Source organism: Sphingobium jiangsuense, assembly GCF_014196495.1.
GTDB classification, from domain to species: domain Bacteria; phylum Pseudomonadota; class Alphaproteobacteria; order Sphingomonadales; family Sphingomonadaceae; genus Sphingobium; species Sphingobium jiangsuense.
Genome location: NZ_JACIDT010000001.1, coordinates 475,662 through 494,541, shown reverse-complemented (window position 1 = coordinate 494,541; position 18,880 = coordinate 475,662). Strand labels below are relative to the sequence as shown.

16 protein-coding genes and 1 pseudogene are annotated in these 18,880 nt (G+C 66.5%); 4 read left to right on the top strand and 13 right to left on the bottom strand.

The genetic code is table 11. The annotated features are described in order from the left end of the window. The 4 genes and pseudogenes from GGR43_RS23470 to GGR43_RS02380 all read right to left on the bottom strand — a co-directional run. A pseudogene (locus GGR43_RS23470) lies at positions 1-157 on the bottom strand (electron transfer flavoprotein subunit alpha/FixB family protein); the annotation flags it as partial. Beyond that, a complete protein-coding gene (locus tag GGR43_RS02390) occupies positions 154-903 on the bottom strand; it encodes an electron transfer flavoprotein subunit beta/FixA family protein (RefSeq protein WP_188070320.1) in 750 nt (249 codons plus the stop codon). The pseudogene GGR43_RS23470 and the gene GGR43_RS02390, both read right to left, overlap by 4 nt. Positions 904-1,060: 157 nt before the next feature. Next, positions 1,061-2,260: an ADP-forming succinate--CoA ligase subunit beta gene (gene sucC / locus GGR43_RS02385; protein ID WP_188070319.1), complete on the bottom strand. Its 1,200-nt coding sequence runs from the start codon at positions 2,258-2,260 to the stop codon at positions 1,061-1,063. A 130-nt stretch (positions 2,261-2,390) separates the two neighbouring features. Beyond that, positions 2,391-2,711: a hypothetical protein gene (locus GGR43_RS02380; protein ID WP_188070318.1), complete on the bottom strand. Its 321-nt coding sequence runs from the start codon at positions 2,709-2,711 to the stop codon at positions 2,391-2,393. A 646-nt stretch (positions 2,712-3,357) separates the two neighbouring features. On the opposite strand from GGR43_RS02380, the gene GGR43_RS02375 reads away from it, so the two are divergent. Both GGR43_RS02375 and GGR43_RS02370 read left to right on the top strand, forming a co-directional pair. Further along, complete coding sequence (locus tag GGR43_RS02375; RefSeq protein WP_188070317.1) at positions 3,358-4,608, top strand: lipoprotein-releasing ABC transporter permease subunit; 1,251 nt, start codon at positions 3,358-3,360, stop codon at positions 4,606-4,608. Then, positions 4,601-5,278, top strand: coding sequence for an ABC transporter ATP-binding protein (locus tag GGR43_RS02370; RefSeq protein ID WP_188070316.1), 678 nt, complete (start codon positions 4,601-4,603; stop codon positions 5,276-5,278). The genes GGR43_RS02375 and GGR43_RS02370 overlap by 8 nt, the downstream gene beginning before the upstream one ends. 15 nt (positions 5,279-5,293) lie before the next feature. Here the strand turns inward: GGR43_RS02370 and GGR43_RS02365 are convergent, their stop codons facing one another. Next, positions 5,294-6,499, bottom strand: a complete 1,206-nt coding sequence (locus tag GGR43_RS02365) for a Yip1 family protein (RefSeq protein WP_188070315.1) — start codon at positions 6,497-6,499, stop codon at positions 5,294-5,296. Between the two features lie 163 nt (positions 6,500-6,662). Between GGR43_RS02365 and dnaE the strand changes: the two genes are divergently transcribed. Beyond that, positions 6,663-10,184 carry a DNA polymerase III subunit alpha gene (gene dnaE, locus GGR43_RS02360; protein WP_188070314.1) on the top strand — a complete coding sequence of 1,174 codons (3,522 nt, stop codon included), beginning with the start codon at positions 6,663-6,665 and terminating at the stop codon, positions 10,182-10,184. 259 nt (positions 10,185-10,443) lie between these two features. On the opposite strand, the gene GGR43_RS02355 is transcribed toward dnaE, so the two are convergent. The 6 genes from GGR43_RS02355 to GGR43_RS02330 form a co-directional block, all read right to left on the bottom strand. Beyond that, positions 10,444-11,130 carry a glutathione binding-like protein gene (locus GGR43_RS02355; protein ID WP_188070313.1) on the bottom strand — a complete coding sequence of 229 codons (687 nt, stop codon included), beginning with the start codon at positions 11,128-11,130 and terminating at the stop codon, positions 10,444-10,446. A 74-nt stretch (positions 11,131-11,204) separates the two neighbouring features. Further along, the gene (locus GGR43_RS02350; RefSeq protein WP_188070312.1) at positions 11,205-12,272 is read right to left on the bottom strand and encodes a PA0069 family radical SAM protein; all 1,068 of its coding nucleotides are present in this window, start codon (positions 12,270-12,272) and stop codon (positions 11,205-11,207) included. A 146-nt stretch (positions 12,273-12,418) separates the two neighbouring features. Continuing rightward, on the bottom strand, positions 12,419-13,030 hold the full coding sequence (locus GGR43_RS02345) for an ABC-type transport auxiliary lipoprotein family protein (RefSeq protein ID WP_188070311.1): 612 nt from the start codon (positions 13,028-13,030) through the stop codon (positions 12,419-12,421). Positions 13,031-13,041: 11 nt separating this feature from the next. Next, positions 13,042-14,004: an MlaD family protein gene (locus GGR43_RS02340; protein ID WP_188070310.1), complete on the bottom strand. Its 963-nt coding sequence runs from the start codon at positions 14,002-14,004 to the stop codon at positions 13,042-13,044. Then, positions 14,005-14,889 (bottom strand): ABC transporter ATP-binding protein, encoded by an 885-nt coding sequence (locus GGR43_RS02335; protein WP_425502145.1) that lies wholly within the window; start codon positions 14,887-14,889, stop codon positions 14,005-14,007. 14 nt (positions 14,890-14,903) lie between these two features. Continuing rightward, complete coding sequence (locus GGR43_RS02330) at positions 14,904-16,037, bottom strand: MlaE family ABC transporter permease (RefSeq protein WP_188070308.1); 1,134 nt, start codon at positions 16,035-16,037, stop codon at positions 14,904-14,906. Between the two features lie 135 nt (positions 16,038-16,172). Here GGR43_RS02330 and GGR43_RS02325 point away from each other — a divergent pair, with 135 nt between their 5' ends. Continuing rightward, positions 16,173-16,820, top strand: a complete 648-nt coding sequence (locus GGR43_RS02325; protein ID WP_188070365.1) for an HAD family hydrolase — start codon at positions 16,173-16,175, stop codon at positions 16,818-16,820. A 189-nt stretch (positions 16,821-17,009) separates the two neighbouring features. On the opposite strand, the gene pgeF is transcribed toward GGR43_RS02325, so the two are convergent. Further along, positions 17,010-17,777 carry a peptidoglycan editing factor PgeF gene (gene pgeF / locus GGR43_RS02320; RefSeq protein WP_188070307.1) on the bottom strand — a complete coding sequence of 256 codons (768 nt, stop codon included), beginning with the start codon at positions 17,775-17,777 and terminating at the stop codon, positions 17,010-17,012. Further along, a complete protein-coding gene (locus GGR43_RS02315) occupies positions 17,774-18,880 on the bottom strand; it encodes a class I SAM-dependent methyltransferase (protein WP_188070364.1) in 1,107 nt (368 codons plus the stop codon). The genes pgeF and GGR43_RS02315 overlap by 4 nt, the downstream gene beginning before the upstream one ends.

The window sequence follows — 18,880 nt, the reverse complement described above, 5'->3', positions numbered from 1 at the left end:
CGCCCGCAATCTGCGCGGCGGCTTGCGCAACGCCGCCCACATCCTGCCCCGCGACCAGCAGATGCACCTCGCCCAGCTGCGCGCCCGCGCTCACCACAGAGAGCGTCGCGTCCTTCAGCACGCCGCCCTCATGCTCGACCCATATCAGCGTCTTCATGCCGCCACTCCCAGTTCCTTCAGCTTGCCCACCAGTTCATCGACATCCGCCACCTTGATCCCGGCCGAGCGTTTCGGCGGCTCGGCCACGTTGAGCGTCTCCAGACGCGGGGAAATGTCCACGCCGAACTCCTCGGGCTTGCGGTTGGCGAGCGGCTTGGCCTTCGCCTTCATGATGTTGGGCAGCGAGGCATAGCGCGGCTCGTTCAACCGCAGGTCGGTGGTGACGATCGCCGGAAGGGCGAGCTTCACCGTCTCCAGCCCGCCATCGACCTCGCGGGTGACCGCGACGCTCTCGCCCTCGACCTCGACCCTGCTCGCGAACGTGCCCTGCGCCCAGCCCAAGAGCGCCGCCAGCATCTGCCCGGTCTGGTTGCTGTCGTCGTCGATCGCCTGCTTGCCCAATATCACGAGGCCCGGCTGTTCCTCCCCGGCCACCTTCGACAAGAGCTTCGCCACGCCCAGCGGCTCCACCCCGGCCTCGGTCTCGATCAGGATCGCCCGGTCCGCGCCCATCGCCAGCGCCGTGCGCAGCGTCTCCTGCGCCTTCGCCACCCCGATCGACACCACCACGATCTCCGAGGCGACACCCTTCTCCTTCAGACGGATCGCCTCCTCCACCGCAATCTCGTCAAACGGGTTCATGCTCATCTTCACGTTCGAAAGATCAACTCCCGATCCATCCGACCTGACCCGCGGCTTCACATTGTAATCAATCACACGCTTTATCGGCACCAATAGCTTCATCTTCCATGTCCTTCCGCATCATCCATGGACCCGCGCAACGGCAGTACCGGGGAAACGCTTCTTCCCATGCGTCGCTTTGCGCTGCCGTGCAAGTCCATCGCAAAAGGGCACCGGGCATTTCTGCCCGATGCCCCCGTGATCTCTGTCGTCCTGAAAGTCAGGCGACCGCCTTGACCTGCGCGACGATCTTCTTCGCCGCGTCGCCCAGATCGTCCGCCGAGACGATCGGCAGGCCGGAGGCGGCAAGGATGTCCTTGCCCTGCTGGACGTTGGTGCCTTCGAGGCGGACGACCAGCGGAACCGACAGGTTCACTTCCTTGGCGGCCGCGACGATGCCCTCGGCGATGATGTCGCAGCGCATGATGCCGCCGAAGATGTTGACGAGAATGCCCTTCACCGCCGGATCCTGCAGGATGATCTTGAACGCGGCCGTCACCTTCTCCTTGTTCGCGCCGCCGCCGACGTCGAGGAAGTTGGCCGGGAACATGCCGTTGAGTTTGATGATGTCCATCGTCGCCATGGCGAGGCCCGCGCCGTTCACCATGCAGCCGATGTCGCCGTCGAGCTTGATATAGGCGAGGTCGTATTTCGACGCTTCCAGTTCGGCCGGGTCTTCTTCGGTCTCGTCGCGCAGTTCGAGGATGTCGGGGTGACGGAACAGAGAGTTGCTGTCGAAGCCGACCTTGGCGTCGAGCACCAGCAGATTGCCCTGCTCGGTGACGGCGAGCGGGTTGATCTCGATCTGCGACGCATCGGTGGCGAGGAACGCCTTGTAGAGCGAGGCGGCGACCTTCGCGGCCTGCTTCGCCTGATCGCCCGAAAGCTTCAGCGCGGCGGCGACCGAACGGCCGTGATGCGGCATGAAGCCGGTCGCGGGATCGACGGCGAAGGTGTGGATCTTTTCCGGGGTCGAGTGCGCGACCTCTTCAATGTCCATGCCGCCTTCGGTCGACACGACGAAGGCGACGCGGCCGGTGGCGCGGTCGACCAGCAGCGCGAGGTAGAATTCCTTCGCGATGTCGGCGCCGTCGGTGACGTAGAGGCGATTGACCTGCTTGCCGGCGGGGCCGGTCTGCACGGTGACGAGGGTGTTGCCGAGCATGTCGGCGGCATGGGCGCGCACTTCCTCCACCGTCCTGGCGAGGCGGACGCCGCCCTTGGCGTCGGGGCCGAGTTCCTTGAACTTGCCCTTGCCGCGGCCGCCGGCGTGGATCTGCGCCTTCACGACATAGAGCGGTCCGGGCAGCTTGCCGGCGGCCTCGACCGCTTCCTCGACGGTGAAGGCGGCATGGCCGGCCGCGATCGGCGCGCCGAATTTCGCCAGAAGTTCCTTGGCCTGATATTCATGAATGTTCATCGGATGAAATCCTCGTCACCAGCGGGAGAAAAGACGGCGCCGCTAAAGCACAGGCGGACGCCCAAGGAAAGCCGGACTTTGCAAATGGACTTTGCAAAGTTGCAAAATGCCGCCGCGCGGGGCCGGCGCATCAAAAGGCGCAGTGGAACGCGGCCTTGCCGGTGACGGCGATCAACTCCGCATCCTTGAGCGCGCGGACCTTGTGCAGATAGTCGTCCAGCGTGATTCGCTGATAGTCCACCTTCTTGACCGAGGCGAGCGACTGGAGGCGGCGCAATTGCGTGACGCTGAGGCGGTCGGCCATATATTCGGCCATGCAGGCGGCCGTCCGGTCGGGCAGGCCCGCATCGACAAGCCCCGTGCGCAGGCGCGCTTCCGGGCTGGCGCAGGCGGACAGGGCGAGCAGCATCAGCATGGCGGCGGCGGCAACAGGGCGGAACGGGGCGATCATCGGAAACCTTTCACTGTGGAGGAGGAAGGCGGCGGAAATGGAGGAGTCTTTAGAGGCTGCCTCGTTCGCTGAAAAGACAAGGCGGTTTTGCGGCTTGCAAAGCGGTTTGAGGATCGCTGCTTTGGTGGGATCGGTCCCCCTCCATCTTTTCCGTCACCCCAGCGCAGGCCGGGACGCCGGCCATGGTGCGCAGCCTTCTGAGATGCCAGCCTGCGCTGGGATGACATGACAGGAAGGCAGAAATCAGCCGTAATCCGCCACCAACGGACGATGGATTCGCAAGCACCCGTCGCCAGAACGGAAAACACCCGGATCGCGCCCTTTTTCGCGATCCGGGTGTGTGTGCTATGCACATTCCCCTATTGTCCGGCCCCCCAATCGCGCCCCTTTTTTATACGCGCGGTTGATCCGGTATCCCTGAACCCTGGCGGATTTTTATTATGCCTGTGTTCCGAAGAAGAGAGCTATCGCGAGGGGGGCATGCCTGTCACCAGCAAAATTGGCTTCTGTCGTTTTTCGCGACGCCCCTGTGTCAAATCCGCAACATGTCGAAACGGTCCGCCGGGCCTCAGAAGCAAAAAGCCGTTCCCACTTCCGCGTTCGATGCTCTAGAGCATCAAGCCTCACCTTGGGGAACCTGCCTCTCATGATTCTCAGCCGTTTCGAGCGGACCATCGCCAAACGCTATCTGCTGCCCGGCAAGGGCGAAGGCTTCATCTTCCTGGTCGCGGGAATCAGCCTCGTCGCGGTGATGCTGGGCGTCGCCGCGCTCATCATCGTGATGAGCGTGATGAACGGTTTCCGCGCGGAGCTGTTCGACAAGATCGTGGGCCTCAACGGCCATGCGGTGGTGCAGGGCTATGGCGGCCGCCTGCCCGACTGGCGCGACGTCCTGAAGGAAGCCAAGGCGACCCCCGGCGTCACCAGCGCGACTCCGCTGATCGAGCAGCCGCTGCTCGCCAATTATCAGGGGCGGGTGGAAGCGGTGCTGGTGCGCGGCATGACGATGCCGGACATTCTCGGCAACGACACGCTGAAGGGCAAGGTACAGGCGGGGCGGCTCGATTCGCTCAAGCCCGGCCACAACATCATCGCGATCGGATCGGGGCTTGCCGAAAATCTGGGCGCGACCGTGGGCAGCACCATATCGATCATCAATCCGGCGGGCCGGGCCACCCCGTTCGGCACCGTGCCGCGCGAGATCGGTTATGAGGTCGGCGCGATCTTCGAGGTCGGCATCTATGATTACGACAAGGCGTTCGTCATCATGCCGATGGAAAATGCGCAGCAACTGCTGCTGCTGGGCGATGTCGTCGGGATGATCGAGGTGCAGACGGTCAACGCCGACAAGGTCGCGGACATATTGACCCCGCTTGCCGACAAGGTGGAAGGGCGCGCGGTCGTCACCGACTGGCGGCAGCTGAACAGCAGCCTGTTCGAGGCGTTGCAGGTGGACCGGGTGGTGTCGTTCGTCATCCTCTCGCTGATCATCCTCGTCGCGGTGTTCAACATCCTCTCCTCGCTCATCATGCTGGTGCGCGCCAAGACGCGCGACATCGCGATCATGCGCACCATGGGGGCGAAGCGGTCGAGCATGCTGAAGATATTCGTGACGGTGGGCGTCACCATCGGCACGCTGGGCATGGCGGCGGGCGTGGTGCTGGGGTTCATCTTCCTCTATTTCCGCGAGGATGTGCTGAAGCTGATCCAGATCGTGACGGGCCAGAATATCTGGGATCCCTCGGTGCGCTTCCTGACCGACCTGCCGTCCAAGCCCGATCCGGTGGAGATCGTCGTCATTTGCGCGATGGCGCTGATCTTCAGCTTCCTCGCCACGCTCTATCCGGCGTTCAAGGCCGCCAATACCGACCCTGTGCAGGTGCTGCGTTATGAATGATGTGCTGAACGTGACCGGGCTGCGGCGCAGCTTCACCCAGGGCGACGTGACCATCGACGTGCTGCGCGGCGTGGACCTGACGATCGCGCCGGGGGAGATCGTCGCGCTGGTCGGGCCGTCGGGATCGGGCAAGTCGACGCTGTTGCAGGCGGTGGGCCTGCTGGAGGGCGGATTCGAAGGATCGATCCGCATCCTGGACGAGGAGGCCGCGCAGCTGGACAATGACGGGCGCACCCGGCTGCGCCGCGATTCGCTGGGCTTCGTTTACCAGTTCCACCACCTGCTGCCCGATTTCAACGCGACCGAGAATGTGATGCTGCCCCAGCTGGTGCGCGACGTGAACGAGACGGCAGCGCGGGCGCGCGCCGTTTCGCTGCTGAGCAGCCTCGGCCTCGGCCACCGGCTGGAGCATCGGCCGAGCCAGCTTTCCGGCGGCGAGCAGCAGCGCGTCGCCGTCGCCCGCGCCTTGGCGAATCGCCCGGCGCTGGTGCTGGCGGACGAGCCGACCGGCAATCTGGACGAGCGCACGTCCGACATCGTGATCGACGAGTTCATCCGGCTGGTGCGTGGGGAAGGTTCCTCCGCGCTGGTCGCCACCCATAATGAGCGGCTGGCCGCGCGGATGGATCGAGTCGCCCGCCTGCATGATGGGGTACTGGAACCGGCCTGAGTCGTCGGTCGCAGCCTATCGGGCCAGCGCCGTCAGCTTCGCCGGGTCGATGGCGGCGGCGATCGCCTTCAGCGCCTCGAAGCTGTCGGCATCGCCGGAGACGGAGATCAGGAAGCGGTTGTCGAGGGTGGTGGTATAGCTGCCCCGGCGCTCCGTGGCATCCCATGTTTCCCGCACCATGCGGCCATTTTCGGTGCGCGTCCGCTCGAAGCCCGAATCATCCTCCCGCTCCTGCGTGACGTTGAACGCCGCGCCCAGCCCGGCCAGCGCGCCCGCCGCCGCCATGTCGGTCAGTTCGACCCGGATGCGGCGGCCGTCCCGCTCATAATCGGCGCTCGCCTGCGCGCCGCCGACGCCCGCCGCACCCATCGAGCGGGTTTCGATCGATACGCGCCGATAACCGCCCAGCGTTTCGGGCAGCAGCGTCCTGAGCTGCGCCGAATCGACCGGCCTGGCATGGGCGTTCTGCTGCGTGGCTTCCTCCAGCTTGCGGCCCGCCTCCTCCAGCCGGGCGGTGTCGATGGTGCCGAGGCCGGGCACCGTCACCTCACCGCCGCTGTGGAGCGCGGATTCCACCCCGCCGATGCCGCCGAACATCGCGGTGGCGGGCCGCAGCAGCGCGCTGACGACGATGGCGAGCAAGATCGCGGCGGCGGCGATGGCGATGGTGCACAGCATCGCCTTGTCCTGCGGCACCTTCATCAGCACGGGCAGGCCGGTATAGAGCAGGTAGAAGCTGTACAGCCCCAGCAGGCCGAACAGCCCCAGGCCGGGAATGGCGACGAAGATGCCCGCCAGCCAGGCCGCCGTCGAGGAATAGACGGCGAGCTTGAACGCGTTGACGCGATGGGAGGCGCCGTCGAATTTGGTCACGACGAAATCGGCGATGAAGGCGAGCGCGGCCACCGACACCAGCGCCATCACATATTGGCTGATCGCCACGCCCAGCGCCGCGCCGACCGAGGCGCGATAATGAAAGCCGAAGCCGCCATAGCCGATCAGCGCGGAGCGGACGAACAGGGCCAGCGCGGGAATGGCGGCGAGCAGCAGCGCATAGCGCCGGTAGAGATCGCCGATGCCGGTGGCCTCGCGCTCGATGACGGGCCATTCCGCCCGCGGCTGCATCAGCAGCGCCTTGACGCGCTGGATCAGGCCGGGCGGCTTCGTCCCCGGCTCGTTCGTGGAACCGCCGGAACCGTTCGCGGAATCGGAAGTGGTCATGGAAAATCTCCCCTGCAACCTGACGACGCGACCCGCGGGGGAACAGATCATGCCCATGCGCTCCTGTCAAATTATCGGTCCCCGGCGGGGGTACGGCGTTCATCTGTGGATAAGTCGCGCGGAGACATTGCGCCGGCCCGCGCGCCCGACTAGATTCCGGTCCATGTCTTCCCCATCGGCCCATGCTCCCTTCGTTCCGCTTCGCGTCTTTTCCGCCTTCACCATGCTGGAAGGCGCGATCGACCCCAAGGCGATCGCCAAGCAGGCGAAGAAGCTCGGCTTCCCCGCCGCCGCGCTGACCGACCGCAACGGCCTCTATGCGTCCATGGCCTATTCCGACGCCTGCAAGGGCGAGGGGGTGCAGCCGGTCATCGGCACGATGCTGTGCGTCGCCCGCCCGGACCGGCCGCAGGGCGCGGCGCCCGTCTACGACTGGCTGGCGCTCTATGCGCAGACCGACCGGGGCTATGACAATCTGTGCGCGCTGGTGTCGATGGCGCATCTCGACCGCCCGGTCGAGGAACAGGCGCATGTGCCGCTCTCGGCGCTGGAAGGGCATAGCGACGGCCTGCTCTGCCTGACGGCGGGCGGGGAGGGGGCGCTGGCCCGCCTGTTCGCGGAGGACCAGCCTGCCGCCGCGCGCGCCTATGCCGATGCGCTGGAACGGCTGTTTCCCGGCCGCCTCTACATAGAGCTGTGCCGCCGCCGCGAGTCCGTAGAGGAGCAGGCGGAAGAGGCGCTGATCGACCTCGCCTATGCGCGGAACCTGCCACTGGTGGCGACCAACCCGACCTGCTTTGCCGAACCGGATTTCCACGAGGCGCATGACGTGATGCTCTGCATCGCCGACGGCGCCTATGTCGAAAGCGCGGACCGGCGCACCAGTTCGCCCGATGCGTGGATGAAGCCGGCGGACGAGATGCAGCGCCTGTTCGACGATCTGCCCGAGGCGATCGCCAACACGCTGGTCGTCGCGCAGCGCTGTGCCGTCATGGCGCCCAAGCGCAAGCCCATCCTCCCCAGCCTCGCGGGCGACCGCGAGGGCGAGGAGAAGATGCTGCGCGATCAGGCGACCTCCGGGCTGGAGGCGCGGCTGGCCAAGGCGGGCATCACCGACGAAGAGAATCGCAAGCCCTATTGGGAGCGGCTGGAATTCGAGCTGGGCATCATCATCCAGATGGGCTTTCCCGGCTACTTCCTGATCGTCGCCGACTTCATCCAATGGGCGAAGGAACAGGGTATTCCGGTCGGGCCGGGCCGTGGTTCGGGCGCGGGCAGCCTCGTCGCCTGGGCGCTGACCATCACCGATCTCGATCCGCTGGAACTGGGCCTGCTGTTCGAACGCTTCCTCAACCCCGAACGCGTGTCCATGCCGGACTTCGACATCGACTTCTGCGAAACGCGGCGCGGCGAGGTGATCCGCTATGTGCAGGAGAAATATGGCGCGGACCATGTGGCGCAGATCATCACCTTCGGTCTGCTGAAGGCGCGCGCGGTGTTGAAGGACACCGGCCGCGTGCTCCAGATGAGCTATGGACAGGTGGACCGGCTGGCGAAGCTGGTGCCGAACCTGCCGACCGACCCGTGGACGCTGGAGCGCACGATGAACGGCAGCGCGGAGTTCGTCGCCGAATATAAGGCCGACGGGCAGGTGAAGCGGCTGGTCGACCTCGCGATGCAGCTGGAGGGGCTGCCGCGCCACAGCTCCACCCACGCGGCGGGCGTGGTGATCGGCGACCGGCCCTTGTCGCAACTGGTGCCGCTCTATCGCGACCCGCGCTCCGACATGCCGGTGACGCAGTTCAACATGAAATATGTCGAGAGCGCGGGGCTGGTGAAGTTCGACTTCCTTGGGCTCAAGACGCTCTCGGTGCTGCAACGCGCGGTCAACCTGCTCGCCGGGCGGGGGATAGAGGTCGATCTCTCCTCGCTGCCATGGGATGACGAAGGGGTCTACGCTCTGCTTCAGCGCGGCGACACGGTCGGCGTGTTCCAGCTCGAATCGGAGGGCATGAGAAAGACGCTCGCCGCCGTGAAGCCGACCAATTTCGGCGATATCATCGCGCTGGTGTCGCTCTATCGCCCCGGCCCGATGGACAATATCCCGATGTTCGGCCGCCGCAAGAACGGGCAGGAGAAGATCGAATATCCGCACGATCTGCTGGAGCCGATCCTCAAGGAAACCTACGGCATCTTCGTCTATCAGGAACAGGTGATGCAGGCCGCGCAGATCCTCGCGGGCTACAGCCTCGGCGATGCCGACCTGCTGCGCCGCGCGATGGGCAAGAAGATTCAGGCGGAGATGGACGCGCAGCGCGAGCGCTTCGTCAAGGGCTGCGCCGAGCAATCGAACATTCCCAAGGCCAAGGCGAACGAGTTGTTCGACTTGATCGACAAGTTCGCGGGCTATGGCTTCAACAAGTCGCACGCCGCCGCCTATGCGCTGCTCGCCTATCACACCGCTTGGCTGAAGGCGCATCATCCGGCGGAATTCTACGCCGCGTCCATGGCCTATGATATCCACCTGACCGACAAGCTGACCGTGTTCGTCGATGATATGCGGCGCACCGGCGTCCAGTGCCTGCCGCCCGACATCAACAAGGCGCAGGCGGACTTTTCGGTCGAGGAAGTGGAGATCGAGCCGGGCACCGACCCGCGCCTCGGCGTCGCGGTGCGCTATGCGCTGGGCGGCCTCAAGGGCGTCGGCGAAAAGGCGATGGAGCAGCTGGTCGAGGAGCGCGCGGCGCATGGCCCCTTCACCAGCCTCGACGATTTCGCCAACCGCATCGAGCCGCGCCTGCTCAACCGGCGGCAGCTGGAAAGCCTGGCGGCGGCGGGCGCCTTCGACGGCATCCATGCCGACCGGGCGGGGGTGCATGCGGCGGCGGAAACCATCCTCTCGGTCGCATCGAGCGCGGCCGAGGCGCGCACCAGCGGGCAGGGCGGCCTGTTCGGCGGCGAGGATGTGAAGCAGGCCGACGTGCGCATCCCGCCGCACAAGTCCTGGTCCAATTCGGAGCGGATGACGCAGGAGAAGGAGGCGTTCGGCTTCTATTTCTCCGCCCATCCGGTCGACCGCTATCGCCATATCGCGCAGGCCAAGGGCGCGAAGAGCTTCGGCGACCTGTGCGCGCAGCCCGCGCCCGAAGGCGATGCGAGCGTGCGCACCGGCGCGGTGATGGCCGCGCAGGTCGAATCGGTACGCTGGCGCGAGACGAAGCGCGGCGCGCGCTATGTCTCGGCGGTGTTTTCCGACAGCAGCGGCCAGTTCCAGGCGAGTTGCTTCGAGGAAGAGGGCTGCAAGGCGATCGCCGACATGGCCGAGGCGGGCGACTGCGCGCTGATGACGGTGGAACTGGAACGCCAGCCGGGCGAGGACGTGCCCCGCGTCACCATCCGCACCGTGCAGTCCTTCGCCTCAGTGTCGAGCGGCATGCGCATGGAGGTGTGGATCGACGTGGAAGACCCCGCCGCCGTGCCGCAGATCGCGGCGGTGCTTCGGGCCAGCCGGGGCGGGCGGGGCGTCGCCCGGCTGCGCGCGCTGCTGGATGATGGGCGCGTCGCGGAACTGCTGCTCGGCCGCGATTACCAGATCAACGCCGAGGTTATGGAGGGCCTTTCCGTCATCCCCGGCGTCGCGCAGGTGTCTGTGCCTCCGCGCGAGCCGCTGCGGCTGGTGGGATAGGGCGGCGACGGGGCGAACGGTTGGGCGGTTTGGGGCCAAAGCCAGAAACCCCACCTCCGTTCGCCCTGAGCTTGTCGACCCGAAGGGCGAGCGAAGCTCAACGGCTGTTTTTCTTCTTTCTCAATGCAGAAAAGAAGGACAGGGCTTCGACAAGCTCAGCCCGAACGGTTGGGGAAGGTCCGCTCTCCACCCAAACCCGCCCTTTCGAATGCGATCGCCATGCAAAGAGGGGCGAACTGATCCGCCCCTCCCGTGCCGCCTATTGCTTCAACCCGAACAGCTTCGCCTTCTGCTCGTCGCTCAGCGGTTCCGGCTTCGGGTACAGGCTTTCCTTCGTCTCATAGGCGCGGACCACGGCGGGGCGGGCGGCGACGGTTTCGAACCAGCGCTTCAGATGGGGGAAGTCCTCCAGCCGCTGCTGCTGGTTTTCATGGGGCACGATCCACGGATAGATCGCCATGTCGGCGATGCTGTAATCGCCCGCGACGAATTCCCGGTCGGCCAGCCTTTTGTCGAGCACGCCGTAGAGCCGCGCGGTTTCCTTCACATAGCGCTCCTGCGCATAGGGAATCTTCTCCGGCGCATAGATATTGAAATGATGGTTCTGCCCAGCCATCGGACCAAGGCCGCCCATCTGCCAGAACAGCCATTGCATCACCTCGGCGCGGCCGCGTGCGTCCCTGGGCAGGAAGCGGCCGGTCTTGTCGGCGAGATAGGTGAGGATCGCGCCGCTTTCGAACACCGAAATCGGCTCACCGCCATCGGCGGGATCGCGGTCAACGATCGCCGGGATGCGGTTGTTGGGCGCGATGGCGAGAAATTCGGGGGTGAACTGGTCGCCATTGCCGATGTTGATCGGGTGGACCCGGTGCTCCAGCCCGGCCTCTTCGAGGAAGATGGAGATTTTGAGGCCATTGGGGGTCGGCCAGCTGTAAAGATCGATCATGCGCGGTCCTCGGCAAAGGGAAGGTGCGCCCAACATAAGCAGGAATCGCGCGCATTCCAGCCCCTCATCCCTGCCTAGAACAGCGAATATTGCGCGCCCTGCGGGGGACGGAACAGGTCGCTGCGCAGCGGCGGCGCGGGCCGGGGCAGGCCGTGCCGCGCCAGCGCCTTGCGGAAGCGCATGCGCAGCAGGTCGGCCCAGACGCCCTGTCCCTTCATCCGGCTGTGGAAGCGCGGGTCATTGTCGCGCCCGCCGCGCAATTCACGGATGATCGCCATCACCTTCCCCGCGCGGTCGGGATAATGGGCGTCGAGCCACGCGCGGAACAGCGGGGCGACCTCGTGCGGCAGGCGCACCGGAATGAAATTCGCGCCGCGCGCGCCCGCCTGGGCCGCCCGCGCTATGATCGCGTCGATCTCATGATCGGTGATCGCCGGGATGACCGGCGCGACGTTCACATGCACGGGAATGCCCGCCTCGCTCAGCGCCCGCACGGCGGCGAGGCGCTTTTCCGGATGCGGCGCGCGCGGCTCCAGCGTGCGGGCGACGTGCGCGTCGAGGCTGGTGATGGAGATCATCACCACGACCAGAGAGTCGCGGGCCATCGCCTGAAGCAGGTCGATATCGCGCAGCACCCGGTCCGACTTGGTGGTGAGGAACAGCGGATGGCGGCATTCGGCCAGCACCTCGACGCACTGGCGGGTGATGCGCCAGTCCTTCTCGATCGGCTGATAAGGGTCGGTATTCGTCCCCATGGCGAGCGGCGCGACGCGATAGCCCGGCTTGCCCAGCTCGGCGCGCAGCAGCGCGACGGCATCGGGCTTGGCGAACAGCTTCGTTTCGAAGTCGAGGCCGGGGGACAGGTCGTGCCACGCATGGCTGGGCCGGGCGAAGCAGTAGATGCAGCCATGTTCGCAGCCGCGATAGGCGTTGAGCGAGCGGTCGAAGCCGATGTCGGGCGAACTGTTGCGGGTGATGATCGTGCGCGGATGCTCGACCGTGACGCTGGTGCGCGGCGGCGGGGCGGCGCCGTCAATGGCCTCCGCCTCGTCGAGCCAGTCGCCGTCGGCCTCCCGTTGCGGCAGGTTGAAACGGGCGCTGGAAGGATTGGCGGGCGCTCCACGCCCCTTGATCGCAGGCATGGAGCATAAGAACATAAAGGGAACGATTCGGGCAAGCGATTCGGTCGAGACACGTCATCCCGGCGAAGGCTGGGATCGTTCGGGGCCTGGTTCCGTCCTATCTGGAACGATGCCAGCCTGCGCTGGCATGACGAAGAGGGGCTGCCTCAGCCCTTCACCCAGTCCGCCACCTGTTGCGCGACCTGATTGGCGGCGCGGCTGATCGGTTGGGCGACGCGGTCGGCGCGGATGTCGGAAACCGGCTCGCGCGCGGTGAAGCGGCGGCGCAGCGCCTGGCCGCTGGCGCTGTCGGTCAGCACCGCGTCATAGGTGACGACCGCTTGCCTGGTCCGCGCGTCGACGCCGAATTCGACCAGGCTGCCCGACAGGCGGCGCTGCGGGGTCAGCCCGTACTGATCCTCGTCGATCACGAACAGCGCGCCTCCGGCGGTGATCGTCTCGCCGAGCAGCCGCAGGAAGAGGTCGCGCGGGGCCTCGGTCCATTGCGCGTCCTTCACATAGGCGACGCTGGTCGCGTCCACCTGTACCGGCACGCGCGTCGTCGCGATCGCGCGGGGCACTTCGGGCAGGATCACCGCGATCGCGGGCAGGCCCTGGCTGCGCAGGTCGCGCCCCGCCGCCACCGCCGCCTCGGTGCGGACGGTCAGCAGCTGCGGCGGCGGCTTGGAGCCGAAGCTGACGCAGCCGCTCAAGGCAGCGCCCAGCGCGAGGGCCATCGCGGTCAGGCGCGTTCGCGGGGAAAAGGGGCGTATCGGCATCGCGGCGTTCCTCATTTCTTGTAATCCGGCAGCGGCGGATCGCCCAGCAGCGAACCGGCGCCCTGATGGTCGATCTTCTCCGAAATCGCCCGCAGGCTGCGCGACATTTCGCGCAGGTCGCGCACCAGCATGTTGACCTCCGGCATCGTATCGCGGGAGAAGGTCTGCATGCCCGGCCGCGCCTCGGCCAGCGTGGAATCCAGCGTGTCGAGGCTGCGCGTCGCGGACTGGATGGTGCCGCGCAGGTCCTTGATCAGCGGGCGGCCTTCCTCGTTCAGCATGTCGTTGGTGGTGCCGACCATCTTGCCGATCTCCTCGATCGCGACGCCCGCCTTTTGCAGCGTGACCCGCGTTTCGGCGAGCGTCGCCGCAATCTCCGGTCCGCGCGCGGAGAGGGCGCCGGTCAGCGTCTCGACATTCTTCAGGATCGCCGCGAGGCTCGCCTGATTGCGGTCGTTGAGCAATTCGGTCAGCCGCTCGGTCAGCGTCGTCAGCCGCTCCAGCAATTGCGGCGCGTTGTTGAGCAGCTCGCCCAGTGCGCCGGGCTTGGTCGGGATGACGGGCACACCTTCGGGGCAGGCGTCCTCCCGCTGCTGCTCCGGACAGACGATCGGCGGCGCGCCCTTGACCGCGCCGTCGAGCACGATTTCCGAAACGCCGGTGAAGCCCACGCCCTGAATGGTGGCGGTGGTGCCCTGAAGGATCGGCGTGTCCTTCTTCACGACGATGCGCACGCGCACGAAATTGGGGTCGCGGCGCCACAGCTCGATCGCCTTGACCTGCCCGGACGGCACGCCGGAATAGGACACGCCGGAGCCCTTGGCGAGGCCGTTCACCGATTGCTTGAAGAAAATGTCATATTCCTGATTGTCGCCGTCCGACAGACGCGAGAACCAGAAGGCCGCGACCATCACCGCCAGCAACAGGCCCAGCACGACGCTGCCCACCAGCACATGGTTGGATCGAGTTTCCATCTAGCCTTCGTCCTTTCCGGCCCGCGCCTTTTCGGTCTTGCCTGCCCCGTCGCCTGCCCCATTGTCTGCCTTGCCGCCGGCCCCCCGCGAGGAGGTCGCCGCCCGGCCGCGCGGGCCGTTGAAATATTCCTGTATCCACGGATGCTCGGTCGCCAGCAGCTCGTCAATGGTGCCGACCGCGATCACCTTCTTGTCGGCCAGCACCGCCACCCGGTCGCAGATCGCATAGAGGGTGTCGAGGTCATGGGTGATGAGGAAGACGGTCAACCCCAGCGTTTGCTGCAACTGCCGCGTCTGCTCGTCGAACGACGCCGCGCCGATCGGGTCGAGGCCCGCGGTCGGCTCGTCGAGGAACAGCAGGTCCGGATCGATGGCGAGTGCGCGGGCGAGGCCGGCGCGCTTCTTCATGCCGCCGGACAGCTCGGACGGGAATTTCGGGCCGGCCTCGGGCGGCAGGCCGGTCATGCGGATCTTGTAGGCGGCGATCTCGTCGCGCAGTTCCGGCCCGATCTGCGGATAGAATTCGCGCAGCGGCACCTCGATATTCTCCGCCACGGTCAGCGTGGAGAAGAGCGCGCCGCCCTGGAACAGCACGCCCCATCGCTTGCGCAGCGCCAGCACATCCTCGTCGACCTGCCCGATGGTGGACTGGCCGAACACGCTGATCTCGCCCTCGTCGGGCTGTTGCAGGCCGATGATCGCGCGCATCAGCACCGACTTGCCGGTGCCCGACCCGCCGACCACGCCCAATATCTCGCCCTTGTACACGTCGAGGTCGAGATTCTCGTGCACCACTTGCGGGCCGAAGCTGGTGCGCAGCCCGCGCACGCGGATGGCGATGCCGTTGTCGTCGTGCGCCGGGGCGCTTGCCCGCTCCTCGCTCATGTCCAGCCCGCCGCTCATGTCCAGCCCACCCAGGTGAAGAACACCGCGAAAAAGGCGTCGAGCACGATCACCACGAAGATCGCCTGCACCACGGCGGAGGTGGTGCGCAGGCCCACTTCCTCGGCATTGGCCTTGACCTGCAAGCCCTGATAGCAGCCGGTCATGCCGATGATGAGGCCGAATACCGGCGCCTTGATCAGGCCGACCCACAGGTCGGTGATCGGCACCACCTCGCGCAGGCGCTGGATGAAGGTGATCGGCGGGATGTCGAGCGACACCGCGCACAGAAAGCCGCCGCCGATGATTGCAATGACCGAGGAATAGAAGCCGAGCAGCGGCATCAGCACCACGGCGGCGAGGATGCGCGGCATGATCAGCGCCTCCATCGGGGAAACGCCGATGGTGCGCATCGCGTCGATTTCCTCGGTCAGCTTCATCGTGCCGATCTGCGCGGCGAAGGCGGAGCCGGATCGGCCTGCGACCATGATCGCGGTCATCAGCACGCCCAGTTCGCGGAAGGTGAGGCGGCCGACGAGGTTGACGGTCAGCACCTCCATGCCGAACTGCCGCAGCTGCACCGCGCCCTGCTGGGCGATGACGATGCCGATCAGGAAGCTCATCAGCCCGATGATGCCGAGCGCCGAGACGCCCACCACCTCGAACCGCTGGATCACCGCGTTCCAGCGCATGCGGGACGGATGGCGGATCAGGTCCCAGCCGGTGATGAGCGTGGCGCCGAAAAAGCCGATCAGGCCGATCAGCGTTTGCCCTGCGACGATGGTGGCCTCGCCGATCTGGGCAAGGATGCGTTGCAGCGGCGGCACTGTATGGGCGTGGACGGCGACTTCGCCTGCGGAGCCGTCCCCGGCCTTCACCGCCTCGATCAGGCGGCTGGCGTCCTCGTCCGCGCCCTCGATCGGGCAATCCCATTTCAGCGCATGGCTGTGCACGAGCCAGGCGCCGATGGTGTCGATATGGGTGACATCGTGGAGATCGATCGCCGCGACCGGCCCCTCGACCTTTTCGAGGTCGGCGGGCAGCGACCCGAACCGGCTGATGGAAAGCGAACCGGAAAAGCGCAGGACCGGCCGTTCGGCTCCCTCCTTCCCCCGTTCATTTTCCAGCGAAAAATGTGCCAATTCCGTCATCAGGCTGGTTTCTGGTCCATTATCGGTTGCACGGCAAGCCGAAACGGCCCATCCGCATGCTCCAACGTAAGGGAATTGTCGAAGGTTGCATCCATAGTGAAGGACGATGAACCGGTAAAGATCGCCATTTACGACATGGACCGCACGGTGACGGTGCGCGGCACCTACACGCCGTTCCTGCTCCATGTCGCCTGGCGGATGGCGCCCTGGCGGCTGATATTCGCGCCGCTGGTGCCCTTCGCGATGCTGGCCTACATCCTCCGGCTGATCCCGCGTTCGCGGCTGAAGGAGATCAACCAGCATCTGATGATCGGCGGCCGGGTGAGCCGCGCCGCGCTCGCCCCGCATATCGAAAGCTATGCCGACCATGTGATGGCGCACAATATCCGCCGCGATGCGCTGGAGCGGATCGCGCACGACCGGGCGGAGGGATACAGGCTGGTGCTGGCGACGGCCTCCTACCGCCTCTATGTGGAGGCGATCGCGCGGCGGACCGGGTTCGACGATGTGATCGCGACCGACCATCTGGGGCAGGACGTCGAATATGTGCGCGCGAAGATCGCAGGCGAGAATTGCTATGACGCCGCCAAGCTGGCGATGATCCGCAGCTGGATGGCGGGGCAGGGGATAGAGCGCGACCATGCGCATATCCGCGCCTATTCCGACCATGTGTCCGACGCGCCGATGCTGGAATTCGCCGACGAGCCTTATGCCGCCAACCCGCATCCGCCGCTCGCCGCGATGGCGAAGGAGCGGGGATGGGGCCGCTTCGACTGGAGCTGACAGGATCGCCTGCTATTCCGCCCATGCGGGCCTGCGAACCGCGCTATTCCGCGCTTCGGTGCTCACGGACCTTTAGGTCCGCTGCGCTCCGATGCTCGAATGGCACGTCTCTCGGCTCCGCCTGAACGAAATAGCAGGCGATCCTGAAGAAGTTGCGCGGCGCAACTTTTCCCGCCGCGCAACTTTCGCTCAGCGCACTGCGATGAGGGAGATCTGCCGCCCATAGTCCGGCTCGTCCTTGTGGCAGGAGCGGCGATAGCTGAAGAACCGGTCGGGCTGGGCATAGGTGTCCTGACCCAGCATCTCGATGCGCTGCACACCCGCCGCCGCCAGCCGCGCGGCGACATAGGCCTCTATGTCGAACTGCGCATGGCCGGGGCGTCCGCCGTCGGCGAAGAAGCGTTCATTGCCCGGATCGGCATCGAGGAAGCGCTGCACGAAAGCAGCGTCGACCTCATAGGAGGCACGGGCGATGCACGGGCCGATCGCGCAGCCGATGCGCTCGCGCCGTGCGCCCAGCGCCTCCATCGCGTCGAGCGTGCGGTCGGTGACGCCCGCGATCGCGCCTTTCCACCCGGCATGGGCGGCGCCGACGACGCCTGCTTCGGCATCGGCGAACAGCACCGGCACGCAATCGGCCGTGAGGATGCCGAGCAGCAGCCCCGGCGTCGCGGTGACGAGCGCGTCCGCAGGCGGACGGGCATCGTCGGGGATCGGCGCGTCGACCGTCACCACATCGGCGGAATGGACCTGATGCAGCGTGACGAGCGCCGCGCCGGGCAGCACGGCCTCGCCCGCGCGCCTGCGGTTTTCGAGGATCGCCGCGCGGTCGTCGTCTGACCCCAGCCCGACATTGAGGCCCGCATGGATACCGGTCGAAACGCCGCCCGCGCGGCCGAGAAAGCCATGGGGCACCTCGCCCAGCGCTGCGCTGGTCCATGTCTCGACGCCGCTCATGCCGCTTCCCCTTCCGGCCCAAATCCTTCGGGCCCAAATCCTTCGGGCAGCGCCCAGTCGGGGTGGACGACGGCGATCACCTTGAACAGCGTGCCCATCTGGTCCGCGTCGACCAGCCGCCGCCGCGCCGCCTCTATCTCCTCCACCTTGTCCGGCGCGGAGCGGGCGAGCATCTGCGCGCGCGCGTCGATGCCGAGGCGGGCGAGGAATTCTCCCTGCCCCACCGGGCCGCAGACCTTCAGCCCTTCCTGCCGCGCGGCATTGCCGATCAGCGTGAAATCGACATGGGCGGTCAGGTCGTTGTCGCCCGCATCGGCGAAGGGATCGGCAAAGCGGTGGCCGCGCACCGCCTGCAAGGTGTCGCCCAGCGCCGGACCCTCATAGCCATAATCGATGAACAGCGCGATGCCGCCCTGGCGCAGCAGGCGGCGGGCCAGGCCCATCATGATCGCCGCGCCTGCGGGCGCGCTTTCGTGGATCGAGCCTTCGGGCGCGTCGCGCAGCGGCTGCGGCACGCGCGCATCCACCGGTCGCTCTCCCGCCATCGGCGCGAAGGGGCGATCCTCGCCCAGCCCGACCATCATCTCGCGCCAGCCCTCGGCGGTCCTGATCGACTGCTGGATCGGCAGCGCGTCGAAAAATTCGTTGCCGACGACCAGCAGCGGCCGGTCGGCGGGCAGGCTGTCGATATCGTCATGGAAGCGCGCATGGGGCAGCAGCGCCTGCTGCCGCCCGCGCAGCACCGGGCTGGTTTCGACCAGATGGACCGGCGGGTGCAATTCCACCTTCTCCATCGCGCGCAAGGCGTCGGCGGCCAGCGTGCCGCGCCCCGGCCCCAGCTCGACATAACAGGCCTGCTGCGACCGGCCAGACCGCATCCACACGTCCGCCAGCGCCAACCCGATCAGCTCGCCGAACATCTGGCTGATTTCCGGCGCCGTGGTGAAATCGCCCGCCGTGCCCAGCGGGTCGCGCGTGGCGTAATAATGGGCGTTCACCTGCGCCATATATTGCGCCAGCGTCATCGGCCCGCCCGCCGCGATGGTGCGCGCCAGCCTTTCGACAAGGCTCAGCTGGCGGCGGCCGAAGCCGCTGCCGGGCAT